This window comes from Streptomyces sp. NPDC001393, from assembly GCF_053597455.1.
Window position 1 is genome coordinate 1 of the sequence record NZ_JBSFIH010000078.1, and the last position, 15,473, is coordinate 15,473.

Genomic DNA, 15,473 nt, shown 5'->3' on the forward strand with positions numbered 1-15,473 from the left:
GCGGGGCCGGCCTCGATACGGCGGCGCAGCTCTTCGGTGTCGTAGGCGGAGAAGTCGTAGGCGATTTCCAGCGGGCCGGAACTTCACGGTTCCGGCCACCCCGGCGGCTTTTTCGCGGCCTGAGGTCCGCTGCCCGGGGAAGACGCCAGAGGGCCCGCAGCACAGGCATGCTGCGGGCCCTCCGGCGACGGTCGTACCGAGCCCTTACGCCCCGTCCCGGCGCAGGGACGGCTTGAGCTCCTTCAACCGGCCCAGCAGACCGTTCACGAACGAGGGCGACTCGTCCGTGGAGAACTCCTTGGCCAGCTGCACCATCTCGTCCAGGACGACGGCGTCCGGGGTCTCGTCGACCCAGATCAGCTCGTACGCGCCCAGCCGCAGGATGTTGCGGTCCACGACCGGCATCCGGTCGAGCGTCCAGCCGACCGCATACTGGGCGATCAGCTCGTCGATCCGCGTCGCGTGCTCGGCGTAGCCCTCGACCAGCTGCATCGTGTACTCGCTGACCGGCGGCTGCCGGGTGTCGGACCGGGACAGCCGGATCCAGTCCGCGAGGACCGTCAGGACGTCGGCGCCGCGCTGGTCGCCCTCGAAGAGGATCTGGAAGGCGCGCTTGCGGGCCGTGTTGCGGGCAGCCACGGTTAGCTGTTCACCCGGCCGAGGTAGTCGCTGGTGCGGGTGTCGACCTTGATCTTCTCACCGGTGGTGATGAAGAGCGGGACCTGGATCTGGTGGCCGGTCTCCAGGGTGGCGGGCTTGGTGCCACCGGTGGAGCGGTCGCCCTGGACGCCCGGCTCGGTCTCGGCGATGGTCAGCTCGACGGCGGCCGGCAGCTCGACGAAGAGCACCTCGCCCTCGTGCTGGGCCACGGTGGCGGTGAAGCCCTCGATCAGGAAGTTCGCGGCGTCGCCGACGGCCTTCTTGTCGATGTGCAGCTGGTCGTAGGTCTCCATGTCCATGAAGACGAAGTACTCGCCGTCCATGTACGAGAACTGCATGTCGCGCTTGTCGACAGTGGCGGTCTCGACCTTGACGCCGGCGTTGAAGGTCTTGTCGACCACCTTGCCGGACAGCACGTTCTTCAGCTTGGTGCGCACGAAGGCCGGGCCCTTGCCGGGCTTGACGTGCTGGAACTCGACGACGGACCAGAGCTGGCCGCCTTCGAGCTTGAGCACCATGCCGTTCTTGAGGTCGTTCGTGGAAGCCACGGTTGCGGAATCTCCTGGACTGACGTACGACCCCGGCGCACGCCACTGCCTAGAGGGCGAGCAGCTCCTTGGTCGTGATGGTGAGTAGCTCGGGTCCGCCGTCCGCCTCGGGGCGCACGACGAGCGTGTCATCGATCCGGACACCGCCCCGGCCCGGGAGGTGGACCCCCGGTTCGACGGTGACCGGCACGCAAGCGTCCAGTTTACCCATGGCCGCGGGCGCCAACTGCGGGTCCTCGTCGATTTCGAGTCCGACGCCGTGTCCGGTCAGCGGGGGCAGGGCCTCCGCATAGCCGGCCGAGTCCAGGACCTGGCGTGCCGCGCGGTCCACATCGGCGTACCCGGCGCCGGGCGCCAGGGACTCGCGTCCGGCGCGCTGAGCGGCGAAGACCAGGTCGTACAGCTCGATCTGCCACTCGGCGGGCGAGGTGCCGATCACGAAGGTACGGCCGATCTCGCAGCGGTAGCCGCGGTAGGTCGCGCCGAGGCACACGGAGAGGAAGTCGCCCTCCTCCACCCGCCGGTCGGTGGGGCGGTGCCCGCGGCGGCCGGCGTTCGGCCCGGTGGCGACCGAGGTGGCGAAGGCCGGACCGTCGGCGCCGTGGTCGACCAGACGGCGCTCCAGTTCCAGCGCGAGGTGCCGCTCGGTGCGGCCGACCAGGATGGACTCCAGCAGCTCGCCGAGGGCCTGGTCGGCGATCTCGGCGCCGATGCGCAGGCAGGAGATCTCCTCCTCGTCCTTGACCACCCTGAGCTGTTCCACGGCTCCGCCGAGGTCGCCGAGGCGCAGCGTGGGGGCGACCGCGGCGATCGCTCGGTGTCGGGCGACCGTGAGGTGGTGTTCCTCGACTGCCAGGGAGTCGGCGTTCTGCGCCACGGCCAGGTCCGCCGCCGCGACCGCGGCATCACCGCCGGAGCCGTTCGGTGGGAGGACGTGCAGGCGCAGGTTGTCGTCCGGGCGGCCCTCAAACGGGCGGTCGTCGGGCTGGCCGATGCATACGAGGAGGTCCTCGCGTTTGCCGAGCAGCAGCGCGGAGCCCTGCGGGGCTGCGGCGGCGAGGTAGCGCACGTTGGCTGGGCGGGTGACGAGCGCTGCCGCGGTGCCGGCCGCGGTGAAGTGGTCTCTCAGCCGGGATCGGCGGGTCGCGTACACCTCTGACATGAGATGAGCGTAGGAGTTTTGACCGGATTGTGCTGATTTTAAGGGGCCGAGTGGGGTTTGTGGGGGGTGTGCTGCGGTCCGCCGACAGGGTGGGGTCCGGGCCCCCGTGGTCACCAGCTCGGTGGGCTCGCTATGGCCCTGGCCAGAACCTCGTCCAGGACGCTCGCCGTGCCCGGGATGTCCAGTTGCGAGTTGTCGATGATCGGCAGGCCCGAGCCGTACCAACCCGCCATGCGGCCGTGGATGCGGGCCACCTCCTCGTCGGTGAGGCGGCGGTTGCCGGTGCGCTCGGCGTTGCGCTCCAGGACGATGTCCAGGCCGGGCAGGAGGACGACCGGGAGCAGGCCGGGGCCGACGTGGCGCTTCCAGCCGCCGAGGCCGACGACCGGGCGGTCCGGGAAGACCGCGTCATCGAGGATGCAGGAGATGCCGTTGGCGAGGAAGTTGCGGGCGGCGAAGCCGCAGGTGCGGCGGGCCAGACGGTACTGGGCCTCGGAGTTGTCGTTCCAGCCGGACTGAGGGTCGGCGAAGCCCGAGCGGACCCATTCGCGGACGTCGTCCAGGCTGATGTGAGCGGTGGGCACACGGCGGTGGTCCGCCCAGTACTTGGCGACGCTGGTCTTGCCCGCGCCGGCCGGGCCGATCAGCAGGACGGCCAGCGTGGTCGTCGCCGGGTCGGGGGCCGCGGCGGGAGCCGGGGGCACCGTGGGCACACCGACCGGGCCGCCGGGCGGCAGCGGGACGTGACCGGTGGTGTCGGGGGCCGGTGCGGCGGTGGCCTGGGGCGCCGGGGGCTGGGGCGCCAGGGGTTGCGGGGGCGTCGGCGGGACGGCGCCGGTGGGGGCCGGGAAGCCCGGTGGCGGGGGCATGGGGACGGGCCCCTGGGAGGCTCCCGGGTGCGGGCCCGGGTGGTGTGCGGCCGACGACCAGCCGGCGTGCGGCGGCTGCCCCGGCTGGTGGGGCGGCGGCAGCGGAGACCCCACTGCGTGCTGCATCCGTTGCCACTCCGTCTCGTACAAGGCAGTTCGTGCTGGCAGCGGGGGTGAGCCCGCTGCCTACCGAACGGTACCGTCCCCCGCCGTCGTTTGGTGAAACGGACGGGGGCGGCTCGAAGTGCCCACTCCGGAGAGGCAATCGGACGGACGGAACAGTCCGGGACCTACTGCCCGACCTCGCCGTACGCGGCGAGCAGGACGGCCGGGTCCGGGCCCTCCAGAACGGTCGGCTTGGCCAGGCCGTCGAGGACGATGAAGCGCAGCAGGTCGCCGCGGGACTTCTTGTCGATCTTCATCGTCTCCAGCAGCTTGGGCCACTGGTCGTAGCGGTAGTGCAGCGGCAGGCCGACCGCTTCCAGGACCGTACGGTGGCGGTCCGCCGTCGCGTCGTCCAACCGGCCCGCCAGACGGCCGAGTTCGGCGGCGAAGTGCATGCCGACCGCGACCGCGGCACCGTGCCGCCACTTGTAGCGCTCGTTCTTCTCGATGGCGTGGCCGAGCGTGTGGCCGTAGTTGAGGATCTCGCGCAGGCCCGACTCCTTCAGGTCCGAGGAGACGACCTCCGCCTTCACCCGGATCGAGCGCTCGATCAGCTCGGCCGTGTGCGGGCCCGCCGGGGTCCGGGCGGCCTCGGGGTCGGACTCGATCAGGTCCAGGATCACCGGGTCGGCGATGAAGCCGGCCTTGATGACCTCGGCGAGTCCGGAGACGTAGTCGTTGACCGGGAGGGAGTCCAGGGCGGCCAGGTCGCACAGGACGCCGGCCGGCGGGTGGAAGGCGCCGACGAGGTTCTTGCCCTCGGCGGTGTTGATGCCGGTCTTGCCGCCGACCGCCGCGTCCACCATGGCCAGCACGGTGGTCGGGACGGCGACCCAGCGCACCCCGCGCAGCCAGGTCGCGGCGACGAAGCCGGCGAGGTCGGTGGTCGCGCCGCCGCCCACGCCGACGACGACGTCGGAGCGGGTGAAGTTCGACTGCCCGAGCGCCTTCCAGCAGTAGGCGGCCACCTCGGCGGTCTTGGCCTCCTCGGCGTTCGGCACCTGGATGGCGACCGCCTCGTAGCCCTGCTCGGCCAGGTCGGCCCGCAGCGCGTCACCGGTCTCGGCCAGCGCCTCGGGGTGGATCACCGCGACCCGCTTGGCCTTCTGGCCGATCAACCCGCCCAGCTCGCCGAGCAGTTGGCGCCCGACCAGCACCTCGTAGGGGTCGGTGCCCGCGGTGCCGGCGACCTGGATCCGGGTGACTGCCTCGCTCATGCTTCCTTCAACTCCAGTGCGTCGAGCGCCTGTTGGGTGACCTCTTCGGGGCTGCGGCCGTCGGTCGCCACGACGGCGGTGGCGACCTCCTCGTACAGGTGCCGCCGGGCCTCCATCAGCTCGCGCCACTGCTTGCGCGGGTTGACCGCGAGCAGCGGCCGGGCCACGTTCAGCCCGGTGCGCTTGACGGCCTCCTCCACGTCCATGGAGAGGTAGACCACCTGCTGCCCGGCGAGCAGGGCACGCGTGTCCGCGTCGAGGATGGCGCCGCCACCGAGCGCGAGGACACCCTCGTGCTCGGCGAGCGCGGCATGCACGGCCCGCTTCTCGATCGCGCGGAAGGCGGGCTCGCCCTCGTCGACGAAGATCTCGGCGATGGTGCGGCCCTCGGCGGCGACGATGTCCTCGTCGGTGTCCCGGTAACCGAGCCCGAGGCGCTCGGCGAGCATCCGGCCCACGGTGGACTTGCCGACGCCCATCGGGCCGACCAGGACGACCGCTGGCACAGCGCTCACCTGATCGCGAGGTTGTCGAGGTACGACCGCACGTTGCGCCGGGTCTCGGCCACGGAGTCGCCGCCGAACTTCTCGGCGACCGCGTCGGCGAGGACGAGCGCGACCATGGCCTCGGCGACGATGCCGGCGGCCGGCACGGCGGAGACGTCCGAGCGCTGGTGGTGGGCCTGGGCGGCCTCGCCGGTGGTGACGTCCACGGTCCGCAGCGCCCGCGGCACGGTCGCGATCGGCTTCATCGCGGCCCGCACCCGCAGCAGCTCGCCGGTGCTCAGGCCGCCCTCGGTGCCGCCGGCGCGACCGGAGAGGCGCTTGATGCCCTCGGGCGTGCCCACGATCTCGTCGTGCGCCTTGGAGCCGGGCACCCGGGCGAGCTCGAAGCCGTCGCCGATCTCGACGCCCTTGATCGCCTGGATGCCCATCAGGGCACCGGCCAGCCGGGCGTCCAGCTTGCGGTCCCAGTGCACGTGCGAGCCGAGGCCGACCGGGACGCCGTACGCCAGCACCTCGACGACGCCGCCGAGCGTGTCGCCGTCCTTGTGGGCCTGGTCGACCTCCGCGACCATCGCCTTCGAGGCGTCCGCGTCCAGGCAGCGCAGCGGGTCGGCGTCCAGCTTCTCGACGTCGGCCGGCGTGGGGTACACGCCCTGGGGAGCCTTCACGGAGCACAGCTCGACGACGTGCGAGACGATCTCGATGCCCGCGGTCTCCTTCAGATACGACCGCGCCACCGCACCCAGCGCCACCCGGGCCGCGGTCTCGCGGGCGGAGGCGCGCTCCAGGATCGGGCGGGCCTCGTCGAAGCCGTACTTCTGCATACCGGCGAGGTCGGCGTGGCCGGGGCGGGGCCGGGTGAGCGGCGCGTTGCGGGCCAGACCCGCGAGGATCTCCGGGTCGACCGGGTCGGCCGCCATGACCTGCTCCCACTTGGGCCACTCGGTGTTGCCCACCATGATCGCGACCGGGGAGCCGAGGGTGAGGCCGTGCCGGACGCCGCCCAGGAAGGCGACCTCGTCCCGCTCGAACTTCATGCGCGCACCACGGCCATAGCCGAGCCGCCGCCGCGCCAGGTGGTCCGCCACCATCTCCGTGGTGATCGGCACGCCGGCGGGAAGCCCCTCCAGCGTCGCGACAAGTGCGGGACCGTGGGACTCCCCCGCGGTCAGCCAACGCAGCCTGCTCAACGGTGCTCCTCAGTGTTCGCGCCCGGTACTGCCCTGCGTACGCACGTCCTCGCGTACGGCGACGGCGACCGGGTGCGCGACCCCGGCCCGCCACCTCCGATCCTCCCACGTCCGGGGCCGGATTCCGGTCACCGGTCCACAGGGCGGACGTGCCCGGAGCGATCAGCGGGCGGCGAGCGCCTTCTCACCGGCTCGGCGCATGACCTCAAGGGGCGCCGGGGACCGGCCGGTCATCCGCTCGACCTGCAGGGCGGCCTGGTGGACCAGCAGGTCGAGGCCGCTGACCACGGCACCTGAGAACATGGACCAGCGGGCCGCCAGCTCGGTGGGCCAGGGGTCGTAGAGCACGTCGAAGAGGGTGGCGGGACGCTCGGGCACGGCGGCGGCGAGGGCGTCGGTGGCGCCGGCGGGCGTGGTGGCGATCACCAGCGGGGCGCGCAGCGCCTGTTCGGCGTCCGCCCAGTCCGCCGTACGCACCTCCACGTCGAGCCGCTCGCCCCACTGCCGCATCTCGGCGGCGCGGGCCTCGCTGCGGACGTAGGCGACGACCTCGCCGGTGCAGATCCGGGCGAGGGCGGCGAGTGCGGAGGAGGCGGTGGCGCCGGCGCCGAGGATCGCGGCGGAGTCGACCTGCTCGATACCGTGCTCGCGCAGGGCGGCCACCATGCCCGGGATGTCGGTGTTGTCGCCGAGGCGGCGGCCGTCCTCGGTGAACACCACGGTGTTGACGGCGTCGACGGAGGCGGCCGTCTCGCTGATCTCGTCCACCAGCGGAATGACCGCCCGCTTCAGCGGCATCGTCAGCGACAGCCCCGCCCACTCGGGCCCCAGCTTCTCGAAGAAACCGGGCAGGCCTGCCTCGTCCACCTCGAAGCAGTCGTACGACCACTCGCCGAGCCCCAGCTCGTCGTACGCGGCCCGGTGCAGCACCGGGGAGAGCGAGTGGGCGATGGGCTTGCCGAGTACGGCGGCCCGGCGGGCGTCAGTTGCCCGAGCTGGCATTGAACTTTTCCTTGAGTTGCTTGAATTCGGCGTAGGTCTTCGCGAATTCGGTGTTGTTCACACCGTCGGTCGCGACGAAATAGATCCAGCCGTCGTGCGTCGGGTTCAGCGCCGCGTTGATCGCGTCCTCGCCGGGGTTGCCGATCGGACCGGGCGGGAGCCCCTTGTGCCGGTAGGTGTTGTACGGGCTGGTGTTGCTGTTGATCTCCTTCTCGGAGATATGGATGTTGCTGGTGCCCTTGAGGTAGTTGTACGTCGAGTCGAACTGCAGCAGCTGGTTCGTCTCGGTGTTGGTGGGCTTGAGGCGGTTGTAGACGACCTCCGCCATCTTGCGGTAGTCGTCGGGCGTCTTGCCCTCGGCCTGCACCAGGCTCGCGACCGTGACCAGCTCGAACGCGTTGTTCAGGCCCAGCGCCTGCGCCTTGGAGGCGAGGCCGTAGGCGTCGTACTTGGACTTGGCCTCGGCGACCATCTGCTTCAGGATCGCGTCCGGCTTCATGCCCTTGGCGGCCGGATAGTTGCCCGGGAAGAGGAAGCCCTCCAGCGGGTCCCTGATCTCGCTGCTGTGCGCCGTGTTCTGCGCCCAGGCCGGCAGACCGAGGTTCTTGTATTCCTGCTTGGCGACGTTCTCGGTGGTGCCGGCGGAGAGTTCGAGTTTCTTGTCGATCGCCTGGTAGACACGCGCATTGCGCTCACCCGGAGTCACCATGATGACGTTCTGGCTCTTCGGGTCCAGCATCATGCGCACGGCGCTGGCGGCGGACATCTCCTTCTTCAGGAGGTACACGCCGGCCTGGATGCTGCCGCCGCCGGGGACCGCGCCCTGCGCGTGCACGAAGGCCTCGGCGCTCTTGACGACCCCGGCCTGCTTCAGGCGGTTGCCGATGTCCCAGCCGCCCGCGCCCTTGGGGATCTCGACCGTCACGGTCTGGCCGGTGCCGTCGCCCGTGTAGTCGGGCGCCGGGGCGAAACGATTTTGGTAGAACTTGTAGCCGAAGTAACCCGCCGTGGCGACGCCGCCACCGAAGACCAGGACGACGACCAGGCAGGCGCAGCCGTTGCGTCGCTTCTGCCCCTTCTTGGCGGGTTTCTTCGCCTTGTCGCGCCGGTCACGGCGGCTCTGGAGCTCGTGTTCCTCGTCGTCGTCATCGTCGCCGCCTCCCGTGAAGAAGGGGTGCTCCTCCTCGGGCGCGGCCTCGGGCTCGGGTTCGGGTTCCGGCTCGGAGTGCCTGCGGCCGGGCGGCACCGGCGGCGGGTAGGCGTCCTCGGTGCCGTAGAAGTCGGGCTGCTCGCCGCCGTAGCCGACGGGCTGCCGGCCGTAGGGGTCACCGGGGTCCGGGTGGTACGGCATCTGGCCCTGGGGACCGGCCGCCTCCCAGCCGCCCTGCTGCTGGTACTGCTGCGGGGCGTGACCGGCGTACTGCTGGTGGCCCTGTTCGTCGTAGTAGGGGTACGGCTCGTGGCCGTACCCGGGGTGCTGCTGCTGGTTCCAGTCGCCGTACTGCGGCTGCTGCGGGTACTGCTGCTGCGGCTGGCCGCCGTAGACAGGCTGATGGCCGACGTGGGCCTGCTGCCCTTCCCATTCGCCGTCCCCGTACAACGGGTCCTGCGGATGCCACGGTTCGGAGCCCGGGCCCCGGCCATACTCAGTCATCGATCCCCTAGAGCCGCGAGGCCGACCGGTCACGCGGCCGGTGGGCCGGCTTCCGTTCCGCCTCCTCTTGCTATGTGCCGACTGTTCGAACACCGGCACATAGCGCGGAACGTTACCGTATCGCGATCAGATGACCACTTCGACGCCCTCGCCGGGTGCTTTACCTGACACTCGTTCGGATTCGAGGGCCTGCTGCAGGATGATGACGGCGGCGGCCTGGTCGATGACGGAGCGGCCCTTCTTCGATTTCACCCCCGAGGCGCGCAGTCCCTGACTGGCCGTCACGGTCGTCATCCGTTCGTCCACCAGGCGCACCGGCACCGGCTTGATGCCCTTGGCCAGCTCCTGGGCGAAGGCGCGGACCTTGACGGCGGCCGGGCCCTCGCCTCCCTTGAGGGAGCGAGGGAGCCCGACGACGACCTCGATCGGCTCGTACTCCTCCACCAGTTGACGAAGGCGGCGGTGGGCGGCGGGGATGTCCCGGCCGGGGACGGTCTCCACCGGTGTGGCGAGGATCCCATCGGGGTCGCACGAGGCGACCCCGATCCGGGCGTCCCCGACGTCGATCGCGAGTCGACGTCCTCTGCGCATTTCCGACCGTATCCTTACTTCGCCGTCTTCGTCGCCGTAGCGTTCGTCGTCTTGTCCGTCGTCTTGTCGGTCGTCGTCTTCGCCGTCACTTGGCGGTGTCGGCGACGAGGCGCTCGACAGCCTCGACGGCCTCACCGACGGCGGCCGGGTTCTGGCCGCCGCCCTGGGCGACGTCCGGCTTGCCGCCACCGCCGCCGCCGAGGGTCTTGGCGGCGGTGCGGACCAGGTCACCGGCCTTGAGGCCGCGCTCGCGGGCGGCCTCGTTGGTGGCGATGACCGTCAGCGGCTTGCCGTTGTTGACGGTGAAGAGGGCGACCACGGCGGCCCGTCCGCCCTGGATGCGGCCGCGCACGTCGAGGACCAGCTTGCGCAGGTCGTCCGGGGTGGTGCCGTCCGGGACCTGGCCGGTGACGACGGCCACCCCGCGCACGTCCTTGGCGGACTCGGCGAGACCGGCGGCGGCCTGCAGCACCTTCTCGGCGCGGAACTTCTCGATCTCCTTCTCGGCGTCCTTCAGCTTGCCGAGCATCGAGGAGACCTTCTCCGGCAGCTCCTCCGGGCGCCCCTTGAGCAGCTCGGTCAGCTGGTTGACGACCGTGTGCTCGCGGGCGAGGAAGGTGTAGGCGTCCACGCCGACCAGGGCCTCGATACGGCGGACACCCGAGCCGATGGAGGACTCGCCGAGCAGCTTCACCAGGCCCAGCTGGGCGGTGTTGTGCACGTGCGTGCCGCCGCACAGCTCCTTGGAGAAGTCGCCGATGGTCACCACGCGGACCCGCTCGCCGTACTTCTCGCCGAACTCGGCGATGGCGCCCTGCTTCTTGGCCTCGTCGATGCCCATGATCTCGGCGTGCACATCGAGATCGCGGGCGAGCACCTCGTTGATCTTCTGCTCGACGTCGGTCATCACGGCCGTCGGCACGGCGGACGGGGAGCCGAAGTCGAAGCGGAAGCGGCCGGGCTGGTTCTCCGAACCGGCCTGGGCGGCCGTCGGGCCGAGGGCGTCGCGCAGGGCCTGGTGGGTCAGGTGGGTGGCCGAGTGGGCGCGGGCGATGGCCTTGCGGCGGCGGGCGTCGATCGAGGCGTGGGCCTTGGCACCGACGGTGACCTCGCCGACCTGGACGACGCCCTTGTGGACGTACACGCCCGGGACCGGCTTCTGGCAGTCGCGGACCTCGATGACGGCACCGGAGTCGACCTTGATCCGGCCGGTGTCGCCGATCTGGCCGCCGCCCTCGGCGTAGAACGGGGTGCGGTCCAGGACGACCTCGACCTCGTCGCCCTCGGTGGCGGCCGGCGAGGAGACGCCGTCGACGAGGAGGCCGACGATCGTGGTCTCGCCCTCGGTGTCGGAGTAGCCGATGAAGTCGGTCTCGCCGGCGGTGTCGGCGATCTCGCGGTAGGCGCCCATGTCGGCGTGGCCGGTCTTCTTGGCCTGGGCGTCGGCCTTGGCGCGCTCCCGCTGCTCCTTCATCAGGCGGCGGAAGCCCTCCTCGTCCACGGAGAGGCCCTGCTCGGCGGCCATCTCCAGGGTGAGGTCGATCGGGAAGCCCCAGGTGTCGTGGAGCAGGAAGGCCTTGTCGCCGGCCAGGACCGTGCCGCCGGCCTGCTTGGTCTCGGTGACGGCCGTGTCGAGGATGTTGGTGCCGGCCTTCAGCGTCTTGAGGAAGGCGTTCTCCTCCGCGATGGCGACCTTCTCGATGCGCTCGCGGTCGGTGACCAGCTCGGGGTACTGCTGGCCCATCATCTGGATCACGGTGTCGAGGAGGTCCTTGACGACCGGGCCGGTGGCGCCGAGCAGGCGCATATTGCGGATGGCGCGGCGCATGATGCGGCGCAGCACATAGCCGCGGCCCTCGTTGCCGGGGGTGACGCCGTCGCCGATGAGCATGGTGGCCGTGCGCATGTGGTCGGTGACCACGCGGAGGGACACGTCCGAGTCATGGGCGTCGCCGTAGCGGACGCCGGTCAGCTCGGTGGCCTTGTCGATGACGGCCATGGAGGTGTCGATCTCGTACATGTTCTGCACGCCCTGCAGAATCATGGCGAGCCGCTCCAGGCCGAGGCCCGTGTCGATGTTCTTGCTCGGCAGGTCCCCGAGGATCTCGAAGTTGTCCTTGCCGGTGCCCTCGCCGCGCTCGTACTGCATGAAGACGAGGTTCCAGATCTCCACGTACCGCTCGTCGTTGACGGCGGGGCCGCCCTCGACGCCGAACTCGGGGCCGCGGTCGTAGTTGATCTCGGAGCAGGGGCCACAGGGGCCGGGTACGCCCATGGACCAGTAGTTGTCCTTCATGCCCAGGCGCTGGATGCGCTCCTTCGGCACACCGACGACCTCGTGCCAGATGCGCTCGGCCTCGTCGTCGTCCTTGTAGACGGTGATCCAGAGCTTCTCCGGCTCCAGGCCGTAACCGCCCTTGTCCTGGGGCGTGGTGAGCAGCTCCCAGGCGTACTTGATGGCGCCTTCCTTGAAGTAGTCGCCGAAGGAGAAGTTGCCGCACATCTGGAAGAAGGTGCCGTGGCGCGTGGTCTTGCCGACCTCTTCGATGTCGGGCGTGCGCACGCACTTCTGCACGCTGGTGGCGCGCGAGAACGGGGGCTTGACCTCACCCAGGAAGTAGGGCTTGAAGGGCACCATGCCGGCGGGGACGAGGAGCAGAGTCGGGTCGTCCGCGATGAGCGACGCCGAAGGGACGACGGTGTGCCCGCGCTCCTCGAAGAAGCTCAGCCAGCGGCGGCGAATCTCGGCCGACTCCATCAGTGGTCCTCATTCCGGTTGTACGAGTACATCGGGGCTTCGATGTACTTCGGTGTGCTGCTGTTGTCGCGGTTGTTCTCGATGGCGGTGTACCGCCGGGGCGCGGGGAGTTCGGGGTTCTCGTGGATCCCCAGCGCCTCCTCCAGCTCGGCCTCCCGCTGGGCCATGTTGTCGCGGACGTCGAGCGCGAAGCCCACCGCGCGGTCCTTCAGCCGCTGACCCGTCTCCAGCGCCTTGTTCGCCGCGGTCGCGGCGAGGCTCTCCGGGGTCAGCTGCTTGAGCTTGCGGTTGACCTTGGTGGTCGCCCACACACCGGCGGCGACACCGGTGGTGAACCAGAACGTACGGCGGAACATCGCTCGGTCTCAGTCCTTACTTCCGCTTGCGTCGTGCGGCAGGGACCGTGCGGCCCACGATCACGGTACGCCGGGGCGCCTTCGCGGGCACGTCCTCCTTGCGGCCGCCCAGCGCCCGGCGGACGCCGTAGCCGAACGCCGCGACCTTGACCAGCGGGCCGCCGAAGGTGGAGGCGACCGTGGTCGACAGCGCTGAGGCGTTCGACGTGACCTCCTGGACGTCGGAGGCGATCGCGTCGACGCGGTCGATCTGGGTCTGTGCGGAACGCACGGCGGCGGAGGCGTCGGCGAGCAGCGGGACGGCCTGGTCGGTCACATCCGCCACCAGCTTGGTGGTCGCCCTGAGCGTCTGGGCCAGCCTCGCGAGAGCCACCGCGAGGAAGGAGACCAGGATCGCCCAGAAGACGGCCACCAGGATCCCGGCCACCTCTCCACCGGACACTGTGCGCACCCGCTCCCTGAAACGTGCCTCACCATCGAAAAAGTCGTGTCCGAGCCTATCGCGCCATGGCCAGGGCTCCGTACCGGATTACCGGGCGGCGCGGACGGAGTTGCGGGAAGCGATTGTACGCAGTGAACACGGTTCAGTACGCTCCGTGTCCCATGCGAGGTTCTCAGCGCCCAGCCCCTTTCCCCGACGGCGATCCGCCCCTGGAACTGACCACTTTCGTCGGGCGCTCGGCCGAACTCGCCGGACTGGCGGACGCGCTCGGCGGGGCGCGGCTGGTGACCGTGACCGGGGTCGGCGGTGTCGGCAAGTCCCGGCTCGCCGCGCGGTTCGCCGCCGGGTGGGAGGCAGGGGCGGGGCGGGTGGAGCTGGCGCCCGTGCGCGATCCGCAGTTCGTGGAGTACGCGGTGGCGGAGGCCCTGGGCCTGACCGACCACACCGCCCGGCCGCCCCGGCAGACGCTGCTGGAGCATCTCGCCGGCCGACCGGCCCTGCTGGTGCTGGACGGGTTCGAGCATCTGGCGGACGCCTGCGCCGAGTTGACGGCGGAGCTGCTGCGGAAGCTGCCGGAGCTGCGGGCGCTGGCCGTGGGCCGGCGTCCGCTGGGTCTGGCGGGCGAGCGGCTGTTCCCGCTGGCGCCGCTCGGCGAGGACGAGGCGGTGGAGCTGTTCACCGACCGGGCCCGGGAGCAGGGGCTGGAGGTGTCCGACGGCTTCGAGGTGCGCGAGGTGTGCCGGCGGCTGGAGGGGATTCCGCTGGCACTGGAGCTGGCGGCCGGGCGGCTGCGGGCGCTGTCCCCGGCGCAGTTGCTGGGGCGGCTGGACGACCGGTTCCGGTTGCTGACGACGGGCAACGGGTCGCATCCCGTCCCCGGGGGCCCTCCGGCCCGGCACCAGACGCTGCGCACCGCCATCGGCTGGAGCCACGAGCTGTGCACGCCCGCCGAGCGACTGCTGTGGGCGCGTCTTTCGGTGTTCGCGCAGACCTTCGACCTGGAGGCGGCCGAGTATGTGTGCAGCGGGGACGGGCTCGCCGCCGAGGACGTCCTGGACGTGCTGTCGGAGCTGGTGGCCCAGTCGGTCGTGACCCGCGAGGAGAGCCCGGCGGGCCCTCGCTACCGGATACTGGACACGGTCCGGGCCTACGGCGCCGAGTGGCTGGAGGGGATCGGGGACGCGAGCCGGCTGCGCAGACGCCACCGGGACTGGTACCTGGGCCTGGCGACCTGGTGCGAGCTGGACTGGTTCTCGCCCCGGCAGGGCGAGGTCGCCGCGCGGGTCGAGGCGGAGCTGCCCAATCTGCGGGAGGCGCTGGAGTTCTGTCTGACCGAGCCGGAGGAGGCCCATCTCGGGCAGTACCTCGCGGGGTCGCTGTGGTTCTGCTGGGTCGGCTGCGGGCGGCTCGCGGAGGGACGCCGCTGGCTGGCGCGCAGCGTGGAGCTGGAGTCGGGGTACGAGCAGTCGCGGCTGAAGGCGCTGTGGGTGCTCGGCTATGTGGCGATCCTCCAGGGCGACACCGTGCCGGCGCTGGCGGCGCTGCGGGAGTGCCGGGAGCAGGCCGAGCGGGTCGCGGATGCGACGGCGGTGGCGTACGCCGAGCACCGCACCGGCTGTCTGGCGCTGGTCACCGATGACATGGCCCGTGCAGAAACGCTGCTGCGGTCCGCGCTGGAGCGCTATCAGGAGATCGGCGAGCTCAACAGCAACGTGCTGATGGGCCAGGTGGAGCTGGCGATGACGCGGGCCTTCCAGGGGGATCTGCCGGACGCGGTGCGGCTGTGCGAGGACGTGCGCCGGGTGTGCGAGGACCACGGGGAGCGCTGGGCCCGCTCCTACGCGCTGTATGTGCTGGCGTACGCGGCCTGGCGGGAGGGTGCCCAGGACAGGGCGCGGGAACTGCTCGCCGAGTGCCTGCGCAACGCCCACGCCTTCCACGACCTGCTCGGCTCGGTGCTGTCGCTGGAGCTGCTGGCACTGGTGACGGCGGCTCAGGGCGAACCGGCCGAGGCGGCACTCCTCCAGGGCGCGGCCGGCCGCATCTGGCCGTCGGTGGGGCTGCCGCTGTTCGGCTCGGCGTACTACAACGCCCCGCACGAGCGGTGCGAGTCGATGGCGCGGCAGTCGCTGGGCGACGCCCGGTACGAGGAGTGCGTGCGGGAGGGTGCGCGGCTGGACCGCGCGGACGCCGTGGCCCGCGCGCTGGAGCATGGGGCGGTACGACCGTTGGGGGCGCTGCCGGCTCCGCGGGGGGCTGACGTGCCCCGAAGGGGCACGGCGAACGGCGCGACCAGCCCCCACCGGCCCGCACTGTCCGAACGACCGGACCTGCCTGCGACGTGAGGTGCGGG

General features: G+C 71.1%; 14 protein-coding genes. 1 reads left to right on the forward strand and 13 read right to left on the reverse strand.

What is annotated here, in order from left to right:
• Positions 1–204: 204 nt before the first annotated feature.
• From nusB to ACWC2T_RS41920, 13 genes are all read right to left on the reverse strand, one after another.
• Positions 205–639 (reverse strand): transcription antitermination factor NusB, encoded by a 435-nt coding sequence (nusB, locus tag ACWC2T_RS41860; protein WP_388756283.1) that lies wholly within the window; start codon positions 637–639, stop codon positions 205–207.
• A gap of 2 nt (positions 640–641) precedes the next feature.
• On the reverse strand, positions 642–1,208 hold the full coding sequence (gene efp, locus ACWC2T_RS41865; RefSeq protein WP_450675533.1) for an elongation factor P: 567 nt from the start codon (positions 1,206–1,208) through the stop codon (positions 642–644).
• A gap of 49 nt (positions 1,209–1,257) precedes the next feature.
• Positions 1,258–2,370, reverse strand: a complete 1,113-nt coding sequence (locus ACWC2T_RS41870; RefSeq protein ID WP_450675534.1) for an aminopeptidase P family protein — start codon at positions 2,368–2,370, stop codon at positions 1,258–1,260.
• A gap of 110 nt (positions 2,371–2,480) precedes the next feature.
• Positions 2,481–3,365 (reverse strand): Pro-rich N-terminal domain-containing protein, encoded by an 885-nt coding sequence (locus ACWC2T_RS41875; RefSeq protein ID WP_450675535.1) that lies wholly within the window; start codon positions 3,363–3,365, stop codon positions 2,481–2,483.
• A 164-nt stretch (positions 3,366–3,529) separates the two neighbouring features.
• Positions 3,530–4,621: a 3-dehydroquinate synthase gene (gene aroB, locus ACWC2T_RS41880; protein WP_450675536.1), complete on the reverse strand. Its 1,092-nt coding sequence runs from the start codon at positions 4,619–4,621 to the stop codon at positions 3,530–3,532.
• The gene (locus ACWC2T_RS41885) at positions 4,618–5,100 is read right to left on the reverse strand and encodes a shikimate kinase (RefSeq protein WP_450675557.1); all 483 of its coding nucleotides are present in this window, start codon (positions 5,098–5,100) and stop codon (positions 4,618–4,620) included. Before ACWC2T_RS41885 ends, aroB begins: the two co-directional genes overlap by 4 nt.
• 32 nt (positions 5,101–5,132) lie before the next feature.
• Positions 5,133–6,317, reverse strand: a complete 1,185-nt coding sequence (gene aroC / locus ACWC2T_RS41890) for a chorismate synthase (protein WP_450675537.1) — start codon at positions 6,315–6,317, stop codon at positions 5,133–5,135.
• A 162-nt stretch (positions 6,318–6,479) separates the two neighbouring features.
• On the reverse strand, positions 6,480–7,319 hold the full coding sequence (locus ACWC2T_RS41895; protein WP_450675538.1) for a shikimate dehydrogenase: 840 nt from the start codon (positions 7,317–7,319) through the stop codon (positions 6,480–6,482).
• The gene (mltG, locus tag ACWC2T_RS41900; protein ID WP_450675539.1) at positions 7,300–8,973 is read right to left on the reverse strand and encodes an endolytic transglycosylase MltG; all 1,674 of its coding nucleotides are present in this window, start codon (positions 8,971–8,973) and stop codon (positions 7,300–7,302) included. Before mltG ends, ACWC2T_RS41895 begins: the two co-directional genes overlap by 20 nt.
• Positions 8,974–9,099: 126 nt before the next feature.
• Complete coding sequence (gene ruvX, locus ACWC2T_RS41905) at positions 9,100–9,564, reverse strand: Holliday junction resolvase RuvX (RefSeq protein WP_031161763.1); 465 nt, start codon at positions 9,562–9,564, stop codon at positions 9,100–9,102.
• Positions 9,565–9,649: 85 nt separating this feature from the next.
• Complete coding sequence (gene alaS, locus ACWC2T_RS41910) at positions 9,650–12,322, reverse strand: alanine--tRNA ligase (RefSeq protein ID WP_450675540.1); 2,673 nt, start codon at positions 12,320–12,322, stop codon at positions 9,650–9,652.
• The gene (locus tag ACWC2T_RS41915) at positions 12,322–12,678 is read right to left on the reverse strand and encodes a hypothetical protein (protein WP_450675541.1); all 357 of its coding nucleotides are present in this window, start codon (positions 12,676–12,678) and stop codon (positions 12,322–12,324) included. The genes alaS and ACWC2T_RS41915 overlap by 1 nt, the downstream gene beginning before the upstream one ends.
• Before the next feature lie 16 nt (positions 12,679–12,694).
• A complete protein-coding gene (locus tag ACWC2T_RS41920; protein WP_450675542.1) occupies positions 12,695–13,129 on the reverse strand; it encodes a DUF948 domain-containing protein in 435 nt (144 codons plus the stop codon).
• A 152-nt stretch (positions 13,130–13,281) separates the two neighbouring features.
• Between ACWC2T_RS41920 and ACWC2T_RS41925 the strand changes: the two genes are divergently transcribed.
• Positions 13,282–15,465 (forward strand): ATP-binding protein, encoded by a 2,184-nt coding sequence (locus ACWC2T_RS41925; protein WP_450675543.1) that lies wholly within the window; start codon positions 13,282–13,284, stop codon positions 15,463–15,465.
• Positions 15,466–15,473 lie beyond the last annotated feature (8 nt).